The organism is Rahnella sp. BIGb0603, assembly GCF_024808755.1.
Taxonomy (GTDB): Bacteria; Pseudomonadota; Gammaproteobacteria; order Enterobacterales; family Enterobacteriaceae; genus Rahnella; species Rahnella contaminans.
In genome coordinates, this window is sequence record NZ_JANUEX010000005.1 from 468,674 (window position 1) to 492,008 (window position 23,335).

At 52.2% G+C, this 23,335-nt stretch carries 18 protein-coding genes; 6 read left to right on the plus strand and 12 right to left on the minus strand.

The window, feature by feature from the left end:
* Positions 1-3 precede the first annotated feature (3 nt).
* Positions 4-714 carry a GntR family transcriptional regulator gene (locus M2403_RS16260; RefSeq protein WP_152326716.1) on the plus strand — a complete coding sequence of 237 codons (711 nt, stop codon included), beginning with the start codon at positions 4-6 and terminating at the stop codon, positions 712-714.
* Here the strand turns inward: M2403_RS16260 and M2403_RS16265 are convergent.
* The gene (locus M2403_RS16265) at positions 711-1,910 is read right to left on the minus strand and encodes an enolase C-terminal domain-like protein (protein WP_259230078.1); all 1,200 of its coding nucleotides are present in this window, start codon (positions 1,908-1,910) and stop codon (positions 711-713) included. The two genes, M2403_RS16260 and M2403_RS16265, sit on opposite strands and share 4 nt — an antisense overlap.
* Positions 1,911-2,232: 322 nt before the next feature.
* On the opposite strand from M2403_RS16265, the gene M2403_RS16270 reads away from it, so the two are divergent.
* Entirely contained in the window at positions 2,233-3,621 is a 1,389-nt protein-coding gene (locus M2403_RS16270) for a PTS transporter subunit EIIC (protein ID WP_259230179.1), read from the plus strand.
* Between the two features lie 2 nt (positions 3,622-3,623).
* Here M2403_RS16270 and M2403_RS16275 read toward each other — a convergent pair whose 3' ends face one another.
* Positions 3,624-4,475: a fumarylacetoacetate hydrolase family protein gene (locus M2403_RS16275; RefSeq protein WP_259230079.1), complete on the minus strand. Its 852-nt coding sequence runs from the start codon at positions 4,473-4,475 to the stop codon at positions 3,624-3,626.
* Positions 4,476-4,633: 158 nt separating this feature from the next.
* On the opposite strand from M2403_RS16275, the gene M2403_RS16280 reads away from it, so the two are divergent.
* Positions 4,634-5,557 (plus strand): LysR family transcriptional regulator, encoded by a 924-nt coding sequence (locus M2403_RS16280; RefSeq protein WP_259230080.1) that lies wholly within the window; start codon positions 4,634-4,636, stop codon positions 5,555-5,557.
* A 28-nt stretch (positions 5,558-5,585) separates the two neighbouring features.
* Here M2403_RS16280 and M2403_RS16285 read toward each other — a convergent pair whose 3' ends face one another.
* From M2403_RS16285 to M2403_RS16330, 10 genes are all read right to left on the minus strand, one after another.
* Entirely contained in the window at positions 5,586-6,551 is a 966-nt protein-coding gene (locus tag M2403_RS16285; RefSeq protein WP_152326818.1) for an ABC transporter ATP-binding protein, read from the minus strand.
* Positions 6,552-6,565: 14 nt separating this feature from the next.
* A complete protein-coding gene (locus M2403_RS16290) occupies positions 6,566-7,570 on the minus strand; it encodes an ABC transporter ATP-binding protein (RefSeq protein ID WP_217152783.1) in 1,005 nt (334 codons plus the stop codon).
* The gene (gene opp4C / locus M2403_RS16295; protein ID WP_259230081.1) at positions 7,567-8,514 is read right to left on the minus strand and encodes an oligopeptide ABC transporter permease; all 948 of its coding nucleotides are present in this window, start codon (positions 8,512-8,514) and stop codon (positions 7,567-7,569) included. Before opp4C ends, M2403_RS16290 begins: the two co-directional genes overlap by 4 nt.
* Positions 8,514-9,473, minus strand: a complete 960-nt coding sequence (locus M2403_RS16300; protein ID WP_152326710.1) for an ABC transporter permease — start codon at positions 9,471-9,473, stop codon at positions 8,514-8,516. The genes opp4C and M2403_RS16300 overlap by 1 nt, the downstream gene beginning before the upstream one ends.
* A gap of 51 nt (positions 9,474-9,524) precedes the next feature.
* Positions 9,525-11,144: an ABC transporter substrate-binding protein gene (locus M2403_RS16305; RefSeq protein WP_244370450.1), complete on the minus strand. Its 1,620-nt coding sequence runs from the start codon at positions 11,142-11,144 to the stop codon at positions 9,525-9,527.
* 407 nt (positions 11,145-11,551) lie between these two features.
* Positions 11,552-12,538 (minus strand): replication initiation protein, encoded by a 987-nt coding sequence (locus M2403_RS16310; protein WP_104925214.1) that lies wholly within the window; start codon positions 12,536-12,538, stop codon positions 11,552-11,554.
* 1,369 nt (positions 12,539-13,907) lie between these two features.
* Positions 13,908-14,117: a plasmid partition protein ParG gene (locus M2403_RS16315; RefSeq protein ID WP_101078106.1), complete on the minus strand. Its 210-nt coding sequence runs from the start codon at positions 14,115-14,117 to the stop codon at positions 13,908-13,910.
* Complete coding sequence (gene parA, locus M2403_RS16320) at positions 14,114-14,740, minus strand: ParA family partition ATPase (protein ID WP_014341720.1); 627 nt, start codon at positions 14,738-14,740, stop codon at positions 14,114-14,116. The genes M2403_RS16315 and parA overlap by 4 nt, the downstream gene beginning before the upstream one ends.
* Before the next feature lie 1,410 nt (positions 14,741-16,150).
* On the minus strand, positions 16,151-17,236 hold the full coding sequence (locus M2403_RS16325; RefSeq protein ID WP_165059893.1) for an ABC transporter ATP-binding protein: 1,086 nt from the start codon (positions 17,234-17,236) through the stop codon (positions 16,151-16,153).
* A gap of 250 nt (positions 17,237-17,486) precedes the next feature.
* Positions 17,487-19,043 carry a PLP-dependent aminotransferase family protein gene (locus M2403_RS16330; protein ID WP_235937399.1) on the minus strand — a complete coding sequence of 519 codons (1,557 nt, stop codon included), beginning with the start codon at positions 19,041-19,043 and terminating at the stop codon, positions 17,487-17,489.
* 145 nt (positions 19,044-19,188) lie between these two features.
* Here M2403_RS16330 and M2403_RS16335 point away from each other — a divergent pair, with 145 nt between their 5' ends.
* The 3 genes from M2403_RS16335 (at position 19,189) to M2403_RS16345 (ending at position 23,218) form a co-directional block, all read left to right on the plus strand.
* Positions 19,189-20,457 carry a 4-aminobutyrate--2-oxoglutarate transaminase gene (locus M2403_RS16335; protein WP_259230092.1) on the plus strand — a complete coding sequence of 423 codons (1,269 nt, stop codon included), beginning with the start codon at positions 19,189-19,191 and terminating at the stop codon, positions 20,455-20,457.
* A gap of 8 nt (positions 20,458-20,465) precedes the next feature.
* Positions 20,466-21,920 (plus strand): NAD-dependent succinate-semialdehyde dehydrogenase, encoded by a 1,455-nt coding sequence (locus M2403_RS16340; RefSeq protein WP_152326706.1) that lies wholly within the window; start codon positions 20,466-20,468, stop codon positions 21,918-21,920.
* Positions 21,921-22,189: 269 nt separating this feature from the next.
* Complete coding sequence (locus M2403_RS16345; RefSeq protein ID WP_152326705.1) at positions 22,190-23,218, plus strand: ABC transporter substrate-binding protein; 1,029 nt, start codon at positions 22,190-22,192, stop codon at positions 23,216-23,218.
* Positions 23,219-23,335: the final 117 nt, after the last annotated feature.

The window sequence follows — 23,335 nt, forward strand, 5'->3', positions numbered from 1 at the left end:
CCCATGAAAAAAAGTGAATTTATCGCTCAGGATTTACTGAGCAAAATTTATCAGAACAGCGGATCGTTGCCGGAAAAGCTGCCACCGGAACGCCAGCTGGCGGAAGAATACGGGGTTTCGCGGTTTACCGTGCGCAAGGCGCTGGAAAAACTGGTGAGTATCGGTGCGGTCCGCATCGTGCAAGGCTCGGGGATTTATATCAATGCGGGCGTCAGCAGTAATCCGCTGGTATACAACTCGATTACCGAGAAGAAATTCACCGAAATCAGTTTCAAAATGCTGGAGTTACATAAGCGGCGGCCTGACCGTGAAGAGCAGCAGGTTTTCGATATAACCGCGGATGATTTTATCTGGGCGTTTACTCGTCTGCGACGCATCAGCCAGCGCAACGTACAGATTGAGTATTCGCGGATGCCCGCCGAAGGTTTTTCGGATCTGAATCAGAAAACGATCGAGCATTCCATTCAGCAATACGTTCTGAATAAAGGCTTCGCGATTTCGCATTCCCTCACCCGTTATCAGGCGGTCAGCGTCAGCAAAGAGCAGGCGCAGCTGCTGGGCTGCAAGAAAGGCATCGCCGCCATGCAGATCACCAACAGAGGGATTTTGCAGGGCGGCCGCGTTTACGCGTTCAGCGATATCCTCGACATCGATTATTCATGTACTTACGTCATCCCGTTTAATCAGGATAATCTGGCGTTTCGGCAGACTTAAGGCGTGTGGATCACGCCGTCGGGCAGGCGGCTTTGCGTCCATTCATGCGGGCGATACACCACAGGAAATTCATTCGCCGCCTCGCTGTTGAAATCCACGCCGATCCCGGCTTCTTCACACGGATAAAAATACCCGTTCACCGGGGCCTGTGCGCCGGGGAAAACCTGCTGCGTATTGGGCGGATAAGCAACAAATTCCTGAATAGCCCCATTATGCAGATGAATATTCAGGTGCGTATTCACCGCCGCGCCGACCGGCGTCATGTCCGGCGGGCAATGCCAGGCCAGCCGCACGCCAAAACTCTGGCAGAAATGCGCCAGTTTTAAAGCCGGTGTGATACCGCCGATTTGTGAAACGTGACAGCGGATAAAGTCGATCCTGCGATTAATGATCAGATCCTTCCATTCCGCCGGATTATTGAATAATTCGCCGGTTGCCAGCGGCACGGCGGTCTGGCTGCGGATCTGCGCCAGCCACTCGTTCTGATCGGGCGGCAAAATATCTTCAATAAAGTAAGGCCGGTATTGTTCCACCGCTTTGGCAAACTGCACCGCCTGTTGCGGGAACAGGCGCTCATGAACGTCGTGCAGAATGTGGAACTGATTGCCGTACCTTTCACGCAGCGCTTTAAACATGGCGAGCGTGTTATCCATGTACTGATCCTGATCGTAATACGCGCCCGCCGCCGGTTCGCGCGTGGTGTGGAAATCGCGCGCGTTGCCACCGTAAAAGCCCAGCTGGCAACGGATGTGGCGATAACCTTCGCCCAGAAGACGATCCACTTCGCCGTAGAGATCTTCCAGCGTTTCCCCCGCCGCGTGGCTGTACGCGGTGACCGCATCTTTCGATTTACCGCCGAATAAATGATACAGCGGCATATTCGCCAGCTTGCCTTTGATATCCCACAGCGCCATATCGATGCCTGCGATGGCGTTGTTGATCACTGGCCCGTTACGCCAGTACGCGTTCACCATCATCATCTGCCACAAATCTTCGATGTGATTCGCATCGCGGCCTAACAGCAGCGGTTTGAGGTATTCATCGACCATCAGTTTCACCGCTAGCGGACGCTGCTGGAATGTGGCGCAGCCGAGGCCGAAAACACCGCAGTCAGTTTCAATTCTGACGACCACCAGATTATGGCGATCGGGGCGCGTTATCTGGCATTCAATATGCGTAATCAGCACAGGTTTCATGGAAAATCCTTAATAATGGCCTTCAGCTCTTTTAAGGAAAAGAGTGCGGGAATATTCGTATTGCGGTTATTTCACCGTATTTTACGCCCGGCTGTAAACCTTAATTTCATGCATTTATTTTGGTATGAAAGAACGGTCATTTACTGAAAAAAACCAGACCAATTATCATAAAACCCCGTCTGAGCAGGCTTAGAAGGCGGATTATGTGACCGGGATCCTGTTTTATTGGTTTGTTTTTAAAAACCACGCTCATTACACTCCCTTCCCATCTGAGAATAAAAATACAATTTCCGTCGCGGGGTTCAGGGTGAATACAGAAATAATGCAGTCCGTTATTAAAGGCGTCGGCGGTGCAGAAAATATTAATAAAATCTGGCATTGCATGACCCGTCTGCGTTTTGATTTAGCCGACGAAAATAAAGTGGCGTGGGATGAGATAAAAAATCTGCCCGGCGTTTTGGGCGCGCAAAGCCAGAGCGGTCAGGTGCAGATTATTGTCGGGCCGAAAGTGAATACCTGGTACGAAGCGATTGTTTCGCAGCTGGATCCGGCGTCAAAGCCAACAGGAAATGTTTCCACAAATGCGCGCAAAAGTCTGATCTCGATGTTCATGGATACGGTGTCCGGCGTGTTTGGCCCGATCGTTCCGGCCATTGCGGGCGCGGGAATGATCAAAGGTTTGCTGGCCGGTTTAATCGCCCTCAAGGTGATTTCGGCGAAAAGTGAAACCGTGATGATCATCGATCTGATTGCCAGCGGCGTTTTCTATTTTCTCCCGTTCTTCCTCGCTGTCTCTGCCGCGAGAATCTTCAAAACCAATGAATATCTGGCTGCCGCAGTCGCCGCCTGTCTGATGTATCCGACGCTGATTGACGCCGCAAAAGCGCTCGCCAGCCATACTGCGGATGCGCCAACGGCGTTGTATTTCATGGATATCTTGCCGGTTTCGGTATTTAACTATTCGGCCAGCGTGATTCCGGTGATTTTCTCGGTGCTGGCGCTGAGCTACATTCACCGCTGGGTGGACAAAATCATGCCGGACGTGCTGAAAACCGTTTTCACGCCAACGCTGACGTTATTTATTGCGGCGCTGGTTTCACTGACGGTGATTGGCCCGGCCGGAATTTACCTCGGTAAACTGCTGGCGCTGGGTATTCAGGGGCTGTTTGAAGTGTCATCGGTGTTCGCCGGTTTTATTGTTGGCGCGATCCGCCCGGTGGCGATCCTCACCGGAATGCACCACGCCATGACGCCAATTGCCTTGCAGAACTTCACCGATCAGGGCTGGGACATGCTGATGCCGATGATGTTTATGGCCAACATGGCGATTGCCGGTTCGACCTTCGCGATTTATTTCCATGTGAAAACCCGCGAGCAAAAATCAGTCGTGCTGTCGGCGGCGATTTCCGGGCTGCTGGGGATCACTGAACCGGCGCTGTTTGGCGTGCTGACACGCTATAAAAAAGCGTTTATCGCCACCACGATCAGCAGTTCTGTGGCGTCGGCATTTATTGCATTCTTCGGGGTGCGGTTGTACGGCTATATTCTGTCGAGCATTTTCAGCCTGCCCGCCTACATCGGTCCGTACTTCATTTATATCGTAATGGGCGTGGTGTTATCGCTGGGGCTGTCATTTACGCTGACATATCTGATGGTCGTTAAAAACAAAGACACCGAAAAATCGGTGCCTCTGGTCAGTCAGGTGCGTTAAATTCAGGCGGCGGCGCTGGCTGCTGCCTGGATTTTATTAGTCAAACGACCGATGTTCTCAATTTCCACTTCAATCGTGTCATTGTCATTCAGGTACAACGGCGGTACGCGGCTTTTGCCCACGCCGCCCGGTGAACCGGTCATGATCACATCCCCCGGCGAAAGCTGCGTAAACGTGCTGATATAGGCAATCATCTGCGGAATGCTATGCACCATGTTAGCCGTGGTGTCGTTTTGCACCAGCCGGTCGTTCAGCCAGGTTTTAATGCTCAGATTCTGCGGATCGCCCACTTCATCCGGCGTCACCAGCCACGGCCCGAACGCGCCGGTGGCAGGCCAGTTTTTCCCGGCGGTGTACCACTTATGCTGCCAGTCGCGCACCGAGCCATCCATATAACAGCTGTAGCCCGCAATGAAATCCAGCGCATCTTCGGCCGGAATATTGCGGCCGGTGCGGCCGATAATGATCGCCAGTTCCCCTTCGTAATCGAACTGGCTGGAAGAGGCGGGTTTGATAATGATGCCGTTATGGCCAACCTGCGAATCGGCGAAGCGGACAAATAACGTCGGCGCGTCGCTGGTTTCATTGAACTCTTTGCGCTTTTCGGCGTAGTTCATGCCGACGCCGAAGATTTTGCCCGGACGGTCAATCACCGGCAGAAAGCTGATGTCGCTCAGCTGAAGATCGGCCGGAAGCTGCGCATAGCGCTGCAATTCGTCAAGCTGATGATGCGCCATGAATTCGTTAATATCCCGGCAACCTGAGTGACGGCCGACATCAATAATGCCGTCTGTATGGAAGATGCCGAAGCTTTTGGTGTGTTCTTTACTGAGGGTGAAATTAACAATTTTCATAGATGCGCTTAGTTTCTTATTTTACATAAAACAGGTGAATTCACTGGCGTTCAGATTGCGGAGACGCTCACGCCCCTGCAAAGATCGCGAGATTATTGACCGCGCCTCTCATGCCTTCTACTATATTTTTTTACCAAATCGATGAATTTCAGGAATGTATGATTAATAACAGGGACTTAGATTATTTCGTCACCGCTGCGGAGATGATAAATTTGAGACTTGCGTCACAAAATTTAAATATTACGCAGCCCGCGCTATCGAAATCCATCACCCGTTTGGAGAAAGAACTCGGCATTAAATTGTTTAAAAGAGTCGGCCGGGGTCTGGAGCTGACCGAGGCGGGTCGCATTCTTTATCAGCGGGGCCTGGCGCTGCAAAATTCCTATCATGAGATGGCAGAAGTCATGACGGAACTGAGCAGCGGCGCGGGCGGGATTGTGCGTGTCGGCGTGTCGGGTTCCGCGACACAATTTTTACTGCCGGAAATCTGCAAAACGCTGCAATTACAGGTTCCCAACGTAAAACTGGAAATCCAGATCGGCATGAACGACGTGCTGTTTACGCTGATGGAGCGCCACGTCATCGACATTATTATCGGGCCGCTGGTGAACTATGAAAGCCCGGTGGTTCAGGTGCCGGTTACCGCCGATCGCGTGGTCGTCGCGGCGTCACGCGACCATCCGCTGGCGGGCAGGCCGGTTTCGCTGCGCGACATGAGCCGTTACGGCTGGATTTTACCGGCCAAAACCGTGTCGATGCGCCAGTGGCTGGACAAGATGTTCTATGAAAATCATTGCCCGCTGCCGGACGTTAAAGTGGAAATCAGCTCGCTGGCGTCAGTGCCCGGTCTGATCGCCAAAAGTGGCCTGCTCAGTTTTCTTTCTGAAAACATTCTGGTCGAGGAAGAGTTTATCTCCCGCCTGATCCGGATTGATAACGATCAACTGATGATGCCGCGTCGTGTGGGGATTACCTGGCGGGAAGGCGCATTTCTTTCACCCGCGACGCAAAAGGTAATTGAAGTGACGCAAAACGTCGGGAAGAAAATGCAGAGTGAAGCCCGCCGCATGCTGGAAGACTAGGCCAGCCGCGGCGGGAAAGAGCCGGAAATTACACCAGATGGCAGGCGACGCGGTGGCCGCTTTCCACTTCACGCAGTAACGGAATTTCAGCGCGGCAACGTTCGGTCGCGCGCGGGCAGCGGGTATGGAAGCGGCAGCCGGACGGCGGTTTTGACGGATCCGGAATTTCACCGCTGACCATTGCCACCGGTTCGCTGTCAGGATCAAGCGTCGGCACGGCGGCCAGTAACGCCTGCGTGTACGGATGCAAAGGCTGGCGGAATAAAGCATCGCGGCTCGCGGTTTCCACCAGTTGCCCCAGATACATTACCGCCACGTCGTCGCACAGATGTTCCACCACGCCCAGATCATGTGAGATAAACAGAAACGTCACACCGTGATCGTCGCGTAAATCCGAGAATAAATTGATGATCTGCGCCTGAATCGAGACGTCGAGCGCGGAGATCGGCTCATCGGCAATAATGAATTCCGGTTGCAGGATCAGCGCCCGCGCAATGCCAATACGCTGGCGTTGCCCGCCGGAAAACTCATGGGGAAAGCGGTTGTAATGCAGCGGCGACAGCCCGCAGATTTTCATCACTTCCACCACTTTGCCGTGCAGTTCAGCGCGTGAGCAGAGTTTATGTTCCAGCATCGCTTCGCCGATCGCGTCACCAATACGAATACGCGGATTCAGCGAACTGTAGGGATCCTGAAACACCAGCTGGATTTTCGGTCGCAGCGCTTTAAGCTGTTTCGGCTTGAGCCGGTGCAGGTCTTCACCACGAAACTTCACGCTGCCCGCCGTTTTGTCGTACAACCCGAGAAGCGTTCTGCCGACGGTGGTTTTGCCGCTGCCGGATTCGCCCACCAGCCCGAAAATAGTGCCTTTGCGGATGTTAAAACTGACACCATCTACCGCGCGCAGCTGGCCGGTTTCCTGCCCGAATACGCCGTCGCGGATCGGAAAGTGTTTCTTCAGGCCATCCACTTCTATCAGGTAGTCAGTACTCATCAGATTTTCAGCACTCATGGCTGCAACTCCTTCTGCGTCATTTCATTTGCCGGACTCAGCCCGCTGTAAAAACAGGCCGCCTGCCGCGACCGCCCTTCCAGCGGTGGGATCCCCTGACGACAGCGGTCGGTGGCACGTTCACAACGCTCGGTAAAAGCACAGTACGGCGGCAGCGCAGCCAGATCCGGCACCTGACCGGGAATGGAATACAACCGCCGGCGACGCTCGCCCGGCGTGGGCCGCGACGCGATCAACCCCTGCGTGTACGGATGCAGCGGATTGCGAAGCACCTCCGCCGTTGCGCCCTGCTCAACAATTTTCCCGGCGTACATCACCACCACGTGATCGGCCATCTGCGCGATCACACCCAAATCATGCGTAATGAGCATCAGCGCCATGTGATTTTGCCGCGCCTGATCGCGTAACAGCCGTAAGATCTGCGCCTGCACGGTGACGTCCAGCGCGGTGGTCGGCTCGTCCGCAATCAGCAACTGCGGCTTACAACTGAGCGCCATCGCAATCATGATGCGTTGTAACATGCCACCCGAAAGCTGGTGCGGATAACTGGTCATCAGGCTTTCCGCGCGCGCCAGACCAACGTCGGTGATCATCTTCGTTGCCTTTTCCCAGGCCGATTTTGGCGATTCCCCGAGATGGCGGATCAGCGGCTCAACCAGCTGCTCACCAATGGTCAGCACCGGATTGAGCGCGGTCATCGGTTCCTGGAAAATCATCGCCAGCTGGTTGCCGCGTAGATCTGCCATTTGTGATGCGCGCAGTTTCAGTAAATCACGCCCCTGAAACAGGATTTCGCCGCCATCAATGCGCGCGGCCTGTGGCGGCAGTAATCCCATTAGCGACATCGCCGTAACGCTTTTTCCGCAACCGGATTCGCCCACAATGCCGACGGTTTGCCCGGCCTGAACGTCAAACGTGACGTCCTGCACTGCACGCACACGCCCCTGATCGCTGGAAAAAGACAGCGCAAGCTGATTAAAACGGATCAACGGTTCTGTCATTTTTTACTCCGTTTCATCTTGGGATCGAGCGCATCGCGCAGGCCATCGCCCAGTACGTTAATCGCAATAACGGTGATAAAAATCGCCACGCCCGGCGGCATCCATAACCACGGACGGCGCTGGAAGTCGATCAGGCTGTTGGCCGCGTCCATCATGTTTCCCCATGAAGGCGTCGGTGGCACCACGCCCAACCCGAGATAGCTAAGCGCCGATTCACTGAGAATGGCGTTTGCCACCGCCATCGTCGCCATCACTACCAGAATGGGCACGGTATTGGGCAACAGATGGCCGAACAGACGACGGCGCGCGGATAACCCGAGCACCTGCGTCGCCAGCATAAAATCGCGCTCGCGCAGGGACAGAATTTGCCCGCGCACCAGACGCGCCAGCTTCGGCCATTCCAGCAAACTGAGCATCACGATCACCATGTAGACGCGCGAATCCGGCGAGAAATCCAGTTCCGAGAGCATCGCGCCCATCACAATCAGCAGCGGCAGGCTCGGAATGGTCATCACCAGATCGGCAAAACGCATGATGATTTTGTCAGCAACGCCGCCCAGATACCCCGAAACCGCGCCCATCAGATAGCCGAGTGTCACGGAGAGCAACATGGTAAGCAGGCCGATGATCAGCGAAATACGCCCGGCCAGAAGCAGGCGCGTATAAACGTCGCGCCCAAGAAAATCGGTGCCCAGCCAGTGATCGGCATTTGGCGCTTTATTAATCATCAGCGCATCGGTAGCGTCATCGCGCCATGGCGAATAGTAAGGGCCCACTATGCACCAGACCGCCATGACCAGCAGAAGGATGAGGCAAAACATCGCCAGCCGGTTCTGTCGCAACGATTTCCAGGCCTGCTGCCACGGTGACGGTGTCACCTGCGCCATCGCCGGTATTTCCGCTTCACGAAGCCGGCGGTGGGTTGAAAATAATGATCCAAACATCACGACCTCACACGAATACGCGGGTCAGCCCACGCATAAAGCACATCGGCAATCAGGTTGCCCAGAATGGTGAGAACCGCCAGAAACAGCGTGAATCCCATCAGCACCGGATAATCGCGCGCTGCCAGCGAATCAATATGAATGTGCCCCGCGCCCGGCCAGTTAAAGACCTTTTCGGTGATCAGCGCACCGGAAAACAGCCCCGGCAGCTCGAATCCTAACAGCGTGATAATTGGCAACAGCGCGTTCCGCAGCGCATGTTTGAGGATGACGGTGCGCTCGCGCAGCCCTTTGGCACGCGCGGTGCGGATGAAATCCATGCGTACGACGTCCAGCATGCTGGCGCGGAAATAGCGCGTCAGGCTGCCCGCCTGAAGCATCACCAGCGCAATCACCGGTAATACCAGGTGCGCCGCGACCTGCATCACCCAGGCCCAACCCGTGGCGTCGCTGCCGGTATTGGTCATGCCGCCAACCGGCAACCAGTGGAGATCAACCGCAAACCATTTGATCAGCAGCAGGCAAAGGAAAAACGTCGGAAATGACATCGCCGCGAATATCACCACGCTGACGACGTGATCAAACAGCGAATAGGGTTTCATGGCAGAAACAATGCCCACAGCCAGCGCGATCCCCCAGTACAGCACCATGGCGATAGTCGCCAGCAGGAAGGAGTTCCAGATGTACTGATTCAGCAACTGACTCACCGGGATCTGATATTGCAGCGAAAAACCCAGATCGCCCTGGAGCAGGTTCCCCAGCCAGTGCAGATAGCGGCTAAGCAGAGGCTGATCGAGGCCGTATAACGCTTTGAGTTCGGCGGCACGCTGAGCGGTCAGGGTAATATTGCCGTCGATAAAATCGCCCGGCGTTTTGGCAAACAGCATAAAGATGAGCAGCGAAGCGAGGAACAACATCGGGATGGTTTGAAGCAAACGACGCAGAATGAAATTTCTCATGACTTTCTCATTGAAGCTGCCGGTAAGGACCGGCAGCAACGTGATTTCTGATTATTTGACGATTTTGACATCCGGCAGGCTGCCGGTCAGGCCGTTGTAAATATCCGGTTTGAAACCGGTCACGCGGGCACTGCTGGCCGACAAAATTTTACGGTTGCCGAGCAGGATCACCGGCGGATCGTTCGCCAGAACTTTGTACAGTTCGTGGTAAACCGGCTTACGTTTTTCGATGTCGAGGGTCGCATTACCTTCGTTGATCAGCTTATCCACTTCCGGATTGTTGTAACCCTGCTCCGTGGCCTCTGTGCTGTAGTAATCCCAGACGCCGTCGTGCGGATCATTGAGCGTGCTGGTGCTGAATGACGCCAGATCGTAATTCCCCGCTTTACGTTGCGACATCAGCGCGTTGAAATCCACAACCTGTGGTTTCAGCAGCACACCAATCTTCTGGTAGTCCTCTTTGGCGATAGGGATCAGGGCGTCGTTCAGTACTTTTTTGCTGACCAGCAGCGTCAGTTCCAGACGTTTGCCGTCTTTCACACGAATGCCGTCAGCGCCGGTTTTCCAGCCCGCTTCATCCAGTAATTTACTGGCCTGCGCCGGATCGAATTTGTACGGATTCACGCCTTCAGTGTTATACGCCCAGGAGATTGGCGCGATCGGCTCGATAGCCACGGAGCCGTAGCCCTGATACACCACGTCGATCAGTTTCTGGCGATCCAGACCGTAGATCAGCGCCTGACGAACTTTCACGTCCTGCAATACCGGGCGATGAAGATTGAACTCAATCTTGCTGTAATCGCTGGATCCGTACAGGTTGATGTTCGCAAAACCCAGCAGTTTCAGCTGTTCGATATCATCAGGGCGTGACGTAAAAGCGTCGTAGTCGGTATCGCCGGTCTGGAATAACTGGAAGTTCGTCGACGGATTGGTGACACGATAAATGAAACGTGGCGTCGGAGGCGTACCGCGGTAATAGTTTGTGTTGGCGTGGAAACGGATCTCCTGCCCCGGAATGTATTTGTCGTAAACATACGGGCCGTTACCCAGCGGTTTGCCGTGCAGCGTGCGCAGTGTATCGAGATTTCCACGCTGATAATCTTTGCCGTAATAGGCTTTCGACAGCACCGGCCCGCCGATTTTTTGCAGCGTGGTCGCGCCCGGTTGCGTGGTTGTCACCTGAAGGGTCAGCGGGTCGATAACTTTCAGACCACTGACGCTGTCCGCTTTGCCCTGCTTATATTCATCACCGCCGGCAATGTGTGCCAGCGTGATGTCGGTGTCGCCGTCATATTTCGGGTCGTACAACACGGTCAGTGTGAACGCGACGTCTTCCGCCGTCAGCGCTGAACCGTCGCTGTACTTGAGGTTCGGACGCAGTTTGATGGTATACGTTTTGCCGTCCGGGCTGACCGTCCAGCTCTCCGCCAGACCCGGAACCAGTTTGCCCTGACTGTCCCAGTCAATCAGGCGGGCGAAGATCACGTTGGTGACGTTTTCATCCCAGCCATTCACGAAGAAGTAAGGGTTAAAAATGCCCTGCGGTTCGGAGATCCCGGCGATCACGGTGTCCGTACGCAGTTTCGCGGCAGCAGGCACCTGGCTGGCGTCTGTGGCCGGAGTGATGCCTTCTTTAAGAACATCGTCCGCAAAGGATAAAGAAGAAAACATCACCGCGCTGGCCAGCAATGCGATTTTAAAAGAAGCGGTGCGGCGCGCGCGGGAGACGGATTGCGCGGGGGCAGAAGTGAGTAACGTAGCCAAGTGACATCCCTCATCAATAAGTGTGCAATAGGTTTACAAAACATGACGAAGAGTAAGGTTGGGGTTTGTCCTTGTCTAACAACGAAAAAATATGGCTTATAGCTTTTGGGCAGTACGCTGAAAAAGCCGCCAAAACGGGTAATGTGGAATGATTTCCTGCCCATACCCAGTAAGCACTCACTAACCATTCAGGTCAGGATAATCAGTAAGTTAACTGTAATGGACGTCGGAATCCTCCGGATCCGTACAAAGAAAAACGGCGTATCTCATCGAAGATACGCCGTTCATTTCGGAATGCTTTCCGGCCGGGACTGTCAGGCAGCGGTTTTCTTACTGCGGGAACTGACCTCAGAGAGGATCTCTTTTTGTTTGCTCTTCTCGCCGATCAGCTTGTACCAGCCTGAAAGCTTGCGCAGATCCGGCAACGTCGCCTTTTCTTCAACGTCGTAAGCGCTTAATTTCTCACGATACTCTTCGAAGATGGTGATACAGCGGCGTGCCCACTCGCCTTCCAGCGCCGAACCTGCCACTGCGCGCGGACGGCGAGGTAAGCGCGGGCGCAGTGGTTTACTGGCTTCTGGCGCTGACTCATCGACATACGCGAACTTGATCGAAACAACGGTTCTGCCCTGCTTCACCGGCTCCCAGACCACGGAGATATCGGTATTGGCGTTGATCCGGTTGATCGTCGGTTCAAGCAGCTTCTGGCGGAAGTCACGGTAATCCTCGTATTTGCCTGCCAGACCGGCCTTCTCGCGCATCCAGTTGAGATCCAGGGTCACTTCAATGGCTTTACCGCTGCGTCTGCCGTAGAGGTTTTTGGCTTTGATTAACCAGCCATACAGACGCACGGAGAACGGCGTATCCAGTTTGGCGATATTAGCAAAATTGAGTTTGGTAAAAGACTCTTTTAATTCATATAGATACGGTGCAACGTCCTGACCAAATCTCAGTACAACGGCGCTGTGATCATCACTGCTGACGTATTCCAGCCGCGAGAACCACGAAAGCTGAACGGTACGCACCTTTCCGGTTTTCGTATCCGGTTTGTAGATGGTGACCGGCTTTTTCATCAGGCTTTCTGCAGCTTCACGCAACTGGCGGTGGCTGCTGGTCGGGTTTACCCCGTAGATCCGCTGGTAATCCTGAGGGAAAAGTCGATATAACGTGTCCGGTTGAGGTTTCCTGCTATCAATTTGTGCCAGCGCCAGGTTAAGCAAGCGCATTTCATCCAGAGTAACGCTGTAGGCGCCTTCAAGAAGATCGTTCCCCTGAACTACGGTGAGTTTATTCAGTTCCATGTAGCAGGATCCATAAGTGGAAAGTAGGTAAATTATTCCACATAAAAAATACTGACGTAAAGTAAAAACAAAGCTTATTTATTCCTTTATTTTCAAATTGTTATAAGAGAATCCTAAAACATCGATCAGGAAAAACTTCCACATATGATTTTCCACCGACTCCGGGATCCTTTTTTTAACATGCTGGATCGGCTCGCTTTTTACAGGAAATTACTCCACTTATCGGACTGAAGATCTCCAGCCCGGAATGTCTGAGATACTCGCTGCTCTCCCCTGCCGATCAGAAAATTCTTCCACATATAAGTCCATACTGCACGTTAACTGACCGTAAACGGCTTTGTGATCCCGTTCTCATTTCAACATACCGGCCCGTTCCCTGTCTGAATCGGGATCTACAGGAAAAATTTCCACGTATATGTGTCCGGGGATCAGAAAATGTCTCCACATTTAGGGATACACGATCGGCGATCAGGAAATAACTCCACATATAGGGGGCGTTTCGATCTCAGGAAATCTTTCCACGTATAGCAATGCGTGGGATCAGGAAATACTTCCACGTATTCCATCGTAAGGTGTTAACTGACGGCACAGTTACCGTGAATTCACGCACGTTTGATCAGATAATTCTTCCACATATAGGCAAGTGACAATGTCACGTATTTTCTAACCCACTGTTTATAAAAGATTATATTTCCAGAGTTCGTTTGAATAGCGTTAATCAGATCAGAAAATGTCTCCACATAACCGCTGATTGGATCAGGAAAATCTTCCACATATGCCCTGCTCTGCTGCCCGGATATCGATTTCTGAAGCCGATTATGCCTGACCAGGATGATCCTCTCCCTGCTGCGTGACACAACGTGACGCTGTCACAGGAAATGTCTCCACATTAGGGCTCGTTCTGGGATCAGGAAATTACTCCACCTATCATAAAAATGAGTTGTGGCAATATGTTAGTGTTAAATCTAAGCTGATGTTCATGACATGGGTTCCCAATGGAAACTGTCCACAGAAAAAAGCTCCACGTATCCAGTGGACTGATCTGTAAGGAAATTATCCACAGGAAAAAGCTCTACATTCATCATGAAAAGGATCCACATCCAACAGGAAGGATCTCCACTCCGGGCAGGAAATATCTCCACAAGACGCGTTGTATTCTGCTGATTTACATAAGAAAAAACATCTCTTAAAGAGAAAGATCTAAACTTATAAATAAAACAAAACACTATTTGATCTTGGGATCCTGATAAGGACTGGTGACGTTAATACGTAAGGGATCAGGAAAAGGAAACACCAGAAGGGACAATGTTGTGCAGGCTTCAGAAACAAAAGCGGGCCTGAAAAGGCCCGATCCAGACGGAACAAACGATCAGGAACGTTCGTTGGTGATTAGCCAGGCATTGATCAGCTCTGTCAGAACGTCTTTCATCTCGCGATCTTGCAGAAAACAGCTGGTTTTGAAACGACGATGCAGCTCTTCATCGATGTTAGTCTGTAACTTCTTCACTGAAGCGGGCGGCTTTGCAACAGCGTCCAGTGCTGTAGTCAGTTGTCTGTGCTGGCCAAGTTTCATTTTCATTTCAACAACTCCGTAATTTCTTTGGTCATAATTTCAATCTCGCCTTTCGCATTACCGTCCGTTGTATCGAAGACTGTTCCGCCATCCATCATGGTACGGATGTATACCTGGCGCTGAGTGGTGCCTGTGCGCAGTGCCGGAACGCCTGTATCAGCAATCGATTCTTTCAAGACTTCCAGCATCTTAGCGGATGCGACTTTCTTGGTGATCAAAAAACGCGCGATGACAGGCTGTAAATTTTCACGCGCCTCAACAACGGCAAGTATAGCGCCACAGGCTGCAAAATCTAAAGGTGACGGTGTCACGGGGATCAGGACTAAATCACTGACCATCACCGCTGCTGATGAAATTGCCGAGATTGCTGCTGCACCGTCGATGACTACGTAGTCATATTCTTTCAACTGCTTACGTACGGTATAAACTTCTTTTTCTGATGCGGCTTCCGCCAGGTCGAACTGGCATTTGCTTTCGTCGTACCAGTTGCTGATGCTTCCTTGTGGATCGGTATCGACCATCACGACTTTATGACCTTGTCGTGCAAGACAGGTTGCGATGTTAATAGAAGTCGTGGTTTTCCCTACCCCGCCCTTCCCGTTCAGGAAAGAAATAATTTTCGCTGCCATAACAACCTCTTGGTGAAGCGCTAAATGAAGATTATTGAATCCCGTAATCATAAGGTTTCGGGATTCATTATTTATGTAATCATAGGATTCTGGGATTTAAAAATCCATGAATCACAGGATTGAAGCACTACTATAAAGTTTACATCCGATGATTTCAATATTTTAGGATTACCGAATTATATTATCCTGTGATTTCAGGATTACGTGATTACCGGTTGATTGATTACGGCGGTAACATAATGTTCAGGATGTTATGATTTTTGAATCCCATCATCCCAGGGTTTTGGGATGTCAGGATTGCAGGCGGATAAGGCTGAAGTATCGATCTCAAAGAATAAGGGTGCAAAATGGAGCTACAAGGATTTCGCTATCTTGTGATTTTATGATTCTGCGTTCTTGGGATTTTCGCGGGGATGCATCATGCCAATGAGAGCGCCAAAAAGTTTCGGCTGGTGTTGATGTTCAAAACAGTAGCCATGAAAATCTCACCATCTCACCATCTCACCATCTGATGATTCCTGTATTCAGGGATTTGTGCATCTTTGGATTTCAGAAGCATGTGATGCCAGATATGTATCTTATGATTACAGGATTAAATGATTCTTGCACGCCTGAGATTACAAAATCCTGAGATGTGCAGATATAAATCGTAGGATTACGGGATTAAGTAATCTTTGAATCATTAATTATCAATAGAAGAGCAAACAGGTATGTACGGCACAACAGGATTCCAGGATGACATGCTTCCGTAATCTTAAAGAGGATTACAGGAGTATAAGATTACACGTTGATGAGTGCTCAATGGACTTAACTTATTATGTGTATCACGTAATCCTGGGATGTAGAGTGAATCTCAGGATTACATGATACTGTTTTGGATTCTGTGATTCCATAATCATTTTAATAAAATCAATTATTTATCAACACGAGGTGGAGCTGTGTCTAATCAGCCTTCAGAGGATGTCAGGATTCAATGATTTCCACTAGGATTTTGAGATTACAGGATATCCATAATAAATCACGGGATTATTGGATTATCGTGACGCGCTGGGATTCAAAGATTCCATGATTATGGAGATAATGAATCCAGAATATTAAGATTCAAGGATTCTGGGATTTATAGATTGAATAAGATTACAGAATCTTAAAATCTCAGAATTGTCACGGCTCGTGATGGATGTTGGGATGCCGGGATTTTAGGATGGTGTGATTTAATGATTATGAAATACAGGTCTTAAGGATGTTGTGATTATAAGATTCTGGGATTTATCTTGTGATGACAAGATGACAAGATGACAAGATGACAAGATGACAAGATGACAAGATGACAAGGTGCAGGAAAAGCAAATCCCAAGATTATAATATCTCGGGATTTGGGGATTGTAAGATTCAGAGATTTTAAAAGCAGAATTAATGAGTTACCACATCCAGTGCGCGCAGGTGTTCGGGCAACCAGGAAAGCAGAACTTCTGATCCGGCTTTCCAATCCGGATTCATGTGTGCGGCAGAAAGCTTAACCATGAAATTATCCTGACCAGCAACTTCAGTCATCATACGGACATGGTCGCCGAGATAGATGAACTGTTTAATCCGCGCTTTGACCTGTTCCATACCCGGCTGAGGATTGTTGATACTGATCCGCTCGGGGCGGATTGAGAGCAAAATTTTCTTACCGGGTGAACTCGGGCGAATTTTAACGGCGCGAAGAATTGTGCCGTCATCGAGAGATGCGCGATAAAAATCACCTTCGGCTGCCGTATTGGTTGCCAGCAGACTGTTATTTTCTCCAATGAACTGTGCAACAAACGCATTATCCGGTTTTTCATAAATCACACTCGGGCTGTCCATCTGCTGGATAACGCCGTCGTTAAATACCGCAACGCGGTCAGACATGGTCATCGCTTCGCTTTGATCGTGTGTCACATAGACAATCGTCAGATCCAGCATCTGGTGCAATTGCTTGATTTCCATTTGCATATGTTCGCGCAGTTGTTTATCCAGCGCCCCGAGCGGTTCATCCATCAACACCAATTTCGGTTCGAACACCAGAGCGCGGGCGAGGGCGACACGCTGCTGTTGCCCGCCGGACATTTGCGCCGGATAGCGATCTGCCAGCGGTTTAAGTTTGACCATATCCAGAATACGGTCAACTTTCTCCTTGATATCCGTCTTGTTAAGACGACGTATCGTCAGCGGAAACGCCAGATTTTCGGCCACCGTCATGTGCGGGAACAAGGCGTAATTCTGGAAAACCATTCCGATATCACGCTGATGCGGAGGCAAATTATGCAAAGGTTTATCGCGTAGCAGAATTTCTCCTTGAGTCGGCGTTTCAAACCCTGCAAGCATCATCAGGCTGGTTGTCTTGCCGGAACCTGACGGGCCAAGCAGCGTCAAAAACTCACCCTCATGGACATCAAGATTGAGGTTTTTAACGACCAGTTTATCGCCGTCATAGCTCTTCTTGATATTTTTGAAGCTGACATACGTTCTCATAACAGGTACTCCGCGAAGAAAAATACTGGAAAGTGGATGACGCAACCCGGCACAAATCATGCATAAAACATCCTCAGAAGGAGTGTTTGTGTGGCGTTATTAAAAATCTTTACCACCCGTCCGAAACGCTAACAAGCATTTTTTAGCAAAAAACCACAAAAAACGAGCCTGAGAGAAATCTCGCAGGCTTATGAATTTTATTGCTATTTTTAAAAGTCTTCTGCTTATTGCTAGCAATATGAAAGGGGGATTACGCAGGATCAGGCAAGTCGTCAGCTTCCGTTTCGGTGATCTCAATCATCGCCTCCTGCGCACTACAAGATTGCAGCCTGCGCCGTAAACAATCCACGATATGCCCAAACGCGGGCACAATTTCTTCCTCCGAAACACCACCATAACCGAGCAAAAGCCCGCGCCGCGGGGCCGGACGCAGGTAATAAGCGGAAAGCGGGCGGGTCAGCACACGCTTTTGCTCCAGCTCAGCGCTCAGCGCTACGTCATCAATCGAATCCGGCAACGACAAAATCAGATGCAATCCGGCATTGCTGTTTTCGCTTAAAAACTCCGGCCCGAGCTCCTGCTCAATCAGCTTCGTCAGCACATTACGCCGCTTGCCGTAAATCAGCCGCATCCGGCGGATATGTGCCGCATAATGACCTTCGCGTATAAATTCCGCCAGCGTAAGTTGCGTCAGTCCGTTACCCGCCCGGTACAACTCGGAATGTGCAATCTTGAGGCGCGAAGCCAGAGGGCGCGGCAAAACGACGTAACTGATTCGCATCGCCGGGTACAGCGTTTTGCTGAACGTCCCGATATAAATCACAGGTGCATCGCTGCTCAGGCCTTGCAACGCGGGGATCGGACTGCCGGAATAACGAAATTCGCTGTCGTAATCATCTTCCACCACCCAGCTGCCTTGCTGGCTGGCCATCGCGAGAATTTTTTGTCTGCGCGCCAGACTCATTACCGCACCCAGCGGATAGTGATGTGACGGTGTCACGCATATCAGTTTAGGCGCGCGGCTTTCTGGCGGATTTTCAGGCGGATCCATACCGTTTTCATCCACCGGAATTGGCTGAATATCCACGCCGTTGATGGTTAGTACATTGCGAATGCCCCAGTAGCTGGGTTCTTCAATCCAGGCGACATCGCCCGGATCGCAAAGCATTTTTGCCAGTAAATCCAGAGCCTGATGCGTACCGGCGGTGATGAGGATCTGGTCGGCAGTGCAGTCCACCGAGCGTGCAATACGCAGATAATCAGCGAGCGCATGCTGAAGTTCCGGGCAGCCACCGTGGCGCGAATAGGTGAGATATTCCGGATGCAGACGGCGGCTCAGGCGGTTTTGCAGCTTGCGCCAGATGTCATGAGGAAACTTTGTGACATCCGGTACGCCCGGCATAAACGCGCCCCACTGGTGCGACGCCACGCCGGTGCGCGTCAGCAAATTTGAACCGCGTTTGGAAAGTGAAACATGGCTGCGGAGCGGGGCACAGCGTGTGGTGTTTTTGTCGGCGATCACGCCGTCTTCCGGTAAATCGGATGTGACGAAGGTACCACTTCCGGTACGCGTCTGAATGTAGCCCTCAGCCTGCAATTGCTCGTAGACCGCCAGCACCGTATTGCGCGAAATATCCAGTTCTTTGGCCAGGTCCCGGGATGCGGGTAAACGGCTGCCGGGGCTGATGCTGCCGTCAAAGATAGCCTGTTGTAATGCCTGATAAACGCGCCTGTTCAGCGTGCCTCCGGAAGATTCAGAAAGCCCGGTGAGACGCTGAAAAATGAGGTCAGAGAGCAGTGAGCGCAAAAGTGGATCCTCAAAATAATTAAAACTGGTTCTGGATTATAGAACCGCTGACAGGATAAAAAACAAGGACAGATTGCTATTTCGACAAATTGTTCACCTTGCAACCGGCAATCTCCAAAACATAACCCTCAGGCAGGAGCGAAAGATGAGTCACAGCGAACTGGAAAAACGCCGTAAAGAAGCGACACCGCGTGGTGTCGGCGTCATGTGTGATTTCTATGCAGCGAAGGCGGAAAACGCAACGTTGTGGGATGAGCAGGGTCGGGAATATATCGATTTCACCGCCGGGATCGCCGTGCTCAATACCGGTCACCGCCATCCGAAAATTGTCGAAGCGATCCGCAAACAGCTCGACCTTTTCACGCACACCGCCTACCAGATTGTGCCTTATGCAAGCTTTGTCACGTTGGCCGAATGCATCAACGAAATCGCTCCGGTGACAGGAAATGCGAAAACCACCTTCTTCAGTACCGGTGCCGAAGCGGTAGAAAACGCGGTGAAAATTGCCCGCGCTGCCACCGGTCGCCCCGGCATTATCACTTTCTCCGGTGCATTCCACGGCCGCACCTTACTGACCATGGCGCTGACCGGAAAAGTCGTGCCATACAAAGTGGGTTTCGGTCCATTCCCGGCATCAGTATTCCACGGTCAGTACCCGAATGCGCAACACGGCATCAGCACCGAAATGGCGCTGGAAAGCATCGAACGAATTTTCCGCAGTGATATCAGTCCGCAGCAGGTTGCCGCCATTCTTTACGAACCGATTCAGGGCGAGGGCGGTTTTAATATTGCGCCGGAAGATTTTGTGAAAGGTCTGCGCGACATCTGCGACCGTCACGGCATCGTGCTGATTGCGGATGAAGTGCAGAGCGGCTTTGCGCGTACCGGCAAAATGTTTGCATCTGATTACTACCCGAATTCCCGACCGGATTTAGTCACCATGGCGAAAAGCCTGGGCGGAGGGATCCCGATTTCAGGCGTGACCGGTCGCGCTGAACTGATGGATGCGCCGGAACCGGGCGGTCTGGGCGGCACTTACGCGGGCAACCCGCTGGCGGTGGCGTCGGCGCTGGCGGTTCTCAAAATCATCGAAGAAGAAAAACTCTGCGAACGCGCGAGTCGTCTGGGTGCGGAATTGGTTGAAACGCTGGAAAAAGCCAAAGCGAAATGCCCGGCGCTGGTTGATGTGCGTGCGCGCGGTTCCATGGTCGCGGCAGAATTCAACGATCCGGCGACAGGCAAACCGTCGGCAGAACTGACAAAACAGTATCTGCGTAAAGCGCTGGATGCCGGATTGCTGATGCTGAGCTGCGGCGTCCACGGCAACGTGATCCGTTTCCTGTATCCGCTGACCATTCCTGATGCGCAGTTCAAAGACGCACTGACTATTTTGTCCCGTGTGCTGGCTGACTGAGGAACGCTATGCAACTCAAACATACTGAACTCCTGCGCCAGCAATGCCTGATCAACGGTGAATGGGCCGACAGCGAAAATGGCGAACGCGAGGACGTCATCAACCCGGCAACGGGCGCGGTAATCGGCAGCGTACCGCAGATCACCACCGCGCAAACGGCGCAGGTTATTGCTTACGCCGAACAGGCGCAGGCGGTCTGGCGGGAAAAAACTGCCAAACAACGTGCCGCGCTGATGCAGAAATGGGCGCAACTGATGCTCGAAAATGCGGACGACCTGGCTGCGTTGCTGACCGCTGAACAGGGCAAACCGCTGACGGAGGCAAAAGGCGAAATTGTTTATGCCGCATCGTTTATCGAATGGTTTGCCGAAGAGGCGAAACGCGTGGAAGGCAGTGTGCTGGCACCGGTTCAGGCGTCACAACGCATGCTGGTTCTGAAACAACCGGTTGGCGTTTGCGCGGCCATCACACCCTGGAATTTCCCGGCGGCGATGATCACCCGTAAAGCCGCACCGGCGCTGGCCGCAGGTTGCGCGATGATCGTGAAACCCGCAGAACAAACGCCGTTCAGCGCTTTAGCGCTCGGGCAACTGGCGGTCGAAGCGGGCATTCCGGCGGGGGTATTGCAGGTGATCACCGGTTCCGCGCAAAAAGTCGGCAAAGTGCTGTGCGCGAGTCCGGTAGTTCGCAAACTGAGCTTTACCGGATCCACGGAAGTCGGGCGCATCCTGATGGCGCAAAGTGCGCCGACGGTGAAAAAACTCTCTCTCGAACTGGGCGGTAACGCGCCGTTTATCGTGTTCGATGACGCCAATCTCGAGCGCGCCGTGGCCGGTATTATGGCTTCGAAGTTTCGCAACAGCGGGCAAACCTGCGTCTGCGCTAACCGGATTTATGTCCAGCAGGGGATTTACCCGGCGCTGGTGAAACGGCTGGTAGAAGAAGTGGAAAAACTGAAAGTGGGCGAGGGTTCTCAAACCGGCGTCACGCAGGGGCCGCTGATCGACGACGCAGCCGTCAGCAAAGTGCGTGAGCATATCGACGATGCGCTCTCACACGGGGCAACAATACTGACCGGCGGCGAGCCGCACGCGCTGGGCGGCACGTTCTTCCAGCCTACCGTGGTCGGCGGTGTGACATCTGCGATGAAATTTGCGCGCGAAGAAACCTTCGGGCCGGTCGCGCCGGTTTTCAGTTTTACCGATGAAGCGCAGGTGGTGGCGATGGCGAACGATACCGAATTCGGGCTGGCTGCTTATCTCTTCACGCGTGACGCTGCGCGCCAGTGGCGGGTACCGGAAGCCCTGGAATACGGCATGGTGGGCATCAATACCGGTCTGATTTCCAACGAAGTCGCGCCGTTCGGCGGTATTAAACAGTCCGGTCTGGGGAGGGAGGGGTCCCGCCACGGTATGGACGACTATCTGGAAATGAAATATCTGTGCATCGAACTGGGTGAGTAATCCTGACGCACAACGTCCCGATAGGGTGCAGAAATGCACGTCAGCTGTGCAAGGTTCATTAATAAAAAGAAACTGAGTGGTCATGAGGCACAAAAAAATCACATAACGCCTCTGCAAAACCTGTCCGCCCGTCATTTGCGGCGTGGCGGACGGACTCAACAGTAATGGCATGGTTTATGCTTCGTTATAAAATATGATGCATCATGTTTTTAACAATGCCGTTACCTTAGCGCTTTCCTTACTTTTTTAGTTAACCCAGGAGTCACAGCATGTTTAAAAAGATTGCCCTTACCACTCTTCTCGCCGGGTTGGTGTTTCAGGCTCAGGCTGAATCTCTGACAGTGATCTCTTTCGGCGGTCTGAATAAAGACGCTCAGGACAAAGCGTTTTACAAACCTTTCGCAGCAGCCGGTAAAGGCACCATTGAGCCGGGCGAATACAACGGTGAAATGGCCCGTATCCGCGCCATGGTAGAAACCAAACAGGTGGGCTGGGACGTGGTGGAAGTCGAAAGCCCCGAACTGATCCGTGGCTGTGATGAAGGGCTGTTTGAACCGCTGGACTGGAGCAAACTGGGCGACAAAACGCAGTACGTGCCGGGCGCGGTAACCGAGTGTGGTGCGGGCATTTTCCTGTGGTCAACTGTGCTGACGTATGACGCCAGCAAACTGAAAAAAGCGCCGACCAGCTGGGCTGATTTCTGGGATGTAAAAGATTTTCCGGGCAAACGTGCGCTGCGTAAAAGCGCGAAATTCACGCTGGAAATCGCCTTACTGGCCGATGGCGTGAAGCGTGAAGACATCTATAAAGTGCTCGCCACGCCAGCCGGTGTGGAACGTGCCTTCAAAAAACTTGATCAAATCAAACCGAACATTCAGTGGTGGGAATCCGGCGCGCAACCGCTTCAGTGGCTGGTGTCCGGGGACGTTGTGATGACTTCCGCCTACAACGGCCGCGTGAGCGCCGCGCAGGGTGAAGGCCATGATTTCAAAATGGTCTGGGACAACAGCCTGTATGACCTCGACAGCTGGGCCATCGTGAAAGGGTCCAAACATAAAGATCTGGCCGAACAGTTCATCGCTTTCGCCAACAAACCTGAAAACCAGAAAGTCTTCGCCGAAACCATCCCCTATGGGCCGACTGAAAAATCAGTCACCGGCATGATTGACCCTAAATATGCGCAGAACTTGCCAACTGCCGAGAAAAACCTGGCAGGCGCTTTGCAGGTAGATACTAACTTCTGGATTGAGCATGGCGAAGATCTGGAACAGCGCTTCAACGCCTGGGCTGCTAAGTAACTACCCGTCATCCTTCGGTCTGACTCAGCTTTGGCTTCGCTCACGAACCCCGGTCACAGTCTTTTGTGTGCTCCCGGGGACTTGCTCACTCGCCGCCTTGATTCAGACCGAATGATT

Bases quoted from the DNA above. Each gene is read 5' to 3' on its own strand.
- M2403_RS16285 (WP_152326818.1), bottom strand. From the start codon at position 6,551: ATGAGTACTGACTACCTGATAGAAGTGGATGGCCTGAAGAAACACTTT.
- M2403_RS16300 (WP_152326710.1), bottom strand. From the start codon at position 9,473: ATGAGAAATTTCATTCTGCGTCGTTTGCTTCAAACCATCCCGATGTTG.
- M2403_RS16265 (WP_259230078.1), bottom strand. From the start codon at position 1,910: ATGAAACCTGTGCTGATTACGCATATTGAATGCCAGATAACGCGCCCC.
- parA (WP_014341720.1), bottom strand. From the start codon at position 14,740: ATGGCAGCGAAAATTATTTCTTTCCTGAACGGGAAGGGCGGGGTAGGG.
- M2403_RS16315 (WP_101078106.1), bottom strand. From the start codon at position 14,117: ATGAAAATGAAACTTGGCCAGCACAGACAACTGACTACAGCACTGGAC.
- M2403_RS16260 (WP_152326716.1), top strand. From the start codon at position 4: ATGAAAAAAAGTGAATTTATCGCTCAGGATTTACTGAGCAAAATTTAT.
- M2403_RS16325 (WP_165059893.1), bottom strand. From the start codon at position 17,236: ATGAGAACGTATGTCAGCTTCAAAAATATCAAGAAGAGCTATGACGGC.
- M2403_RS16275 (WP_259230079.1), bottom strand. From the start codon at position 4,475: ATGAAAATTGTTAATTTCACCCTCAGTAAAGAACACACCAAAAGCTTC.
- M2403_RS16340 (WP_152326706.1), top strand. From the start codon at position 20,466: ATGCAACTCAAACATACTGAACTCCTGCGCCAGCAATGCCTGATCAAC.
- M2403_RS16290 (WP_217152783.1), bottom strand. From the start codon at position 7,570: ATGACAGAACCGTTGATCCGTTTTAATCAGCTTGCGCTGTCTTTTTCC.
- M2403_RS16345 (WP_152326705.1), top strand. From the start codon at position 22,190: ATGTTTAAAAAGATTGCCCTTACCACTCTTCTCGCCGGGTTGGTGTTT.
- M2403_RS16270 (WP_259230179.1), top strand. From the start codon at position 2,233: ATGCAGTCCGTTATTAAAGGCGTCGGCGGTGCAGAAAATATTAATAAA.
- M2403_RS16310 (WP_104925214.1), bottom strand. From the start codon at position 12,538: ATGGAACTGAATAAACTCACCGTAGTTCAGGGGAACGATCTTCTTGAA.
- M2403_RS16305 (WP_244370450.1), bottom strand. From the start codon at position 11,144: ATGTTTTCTTCTTTATCCTTTGCGGACGATGTTCTTAAAGAAGGCATC.
- opp4C (WP_259230081.1), bottom strand. From the start codon at position 8,514: ATGTTTGGATCATTATTTTCAACCCACCGCCGGCTTCGTGAAGCGGAA.
- M2403_RS16335 (WP_259230092.1), top strand. From the start codon at position 19,189: ATGAGTCACAGCGAACTGGAAAAACGCCGTAAAGAAGCGACACCGCGT.
- M2403_RS16280 (WP_259230080.1), top strand. From the start codon at position 4,634: ATGATTAATAACAGGGACTTAGATTATTTCGTCACCGCTGCGGAGATG.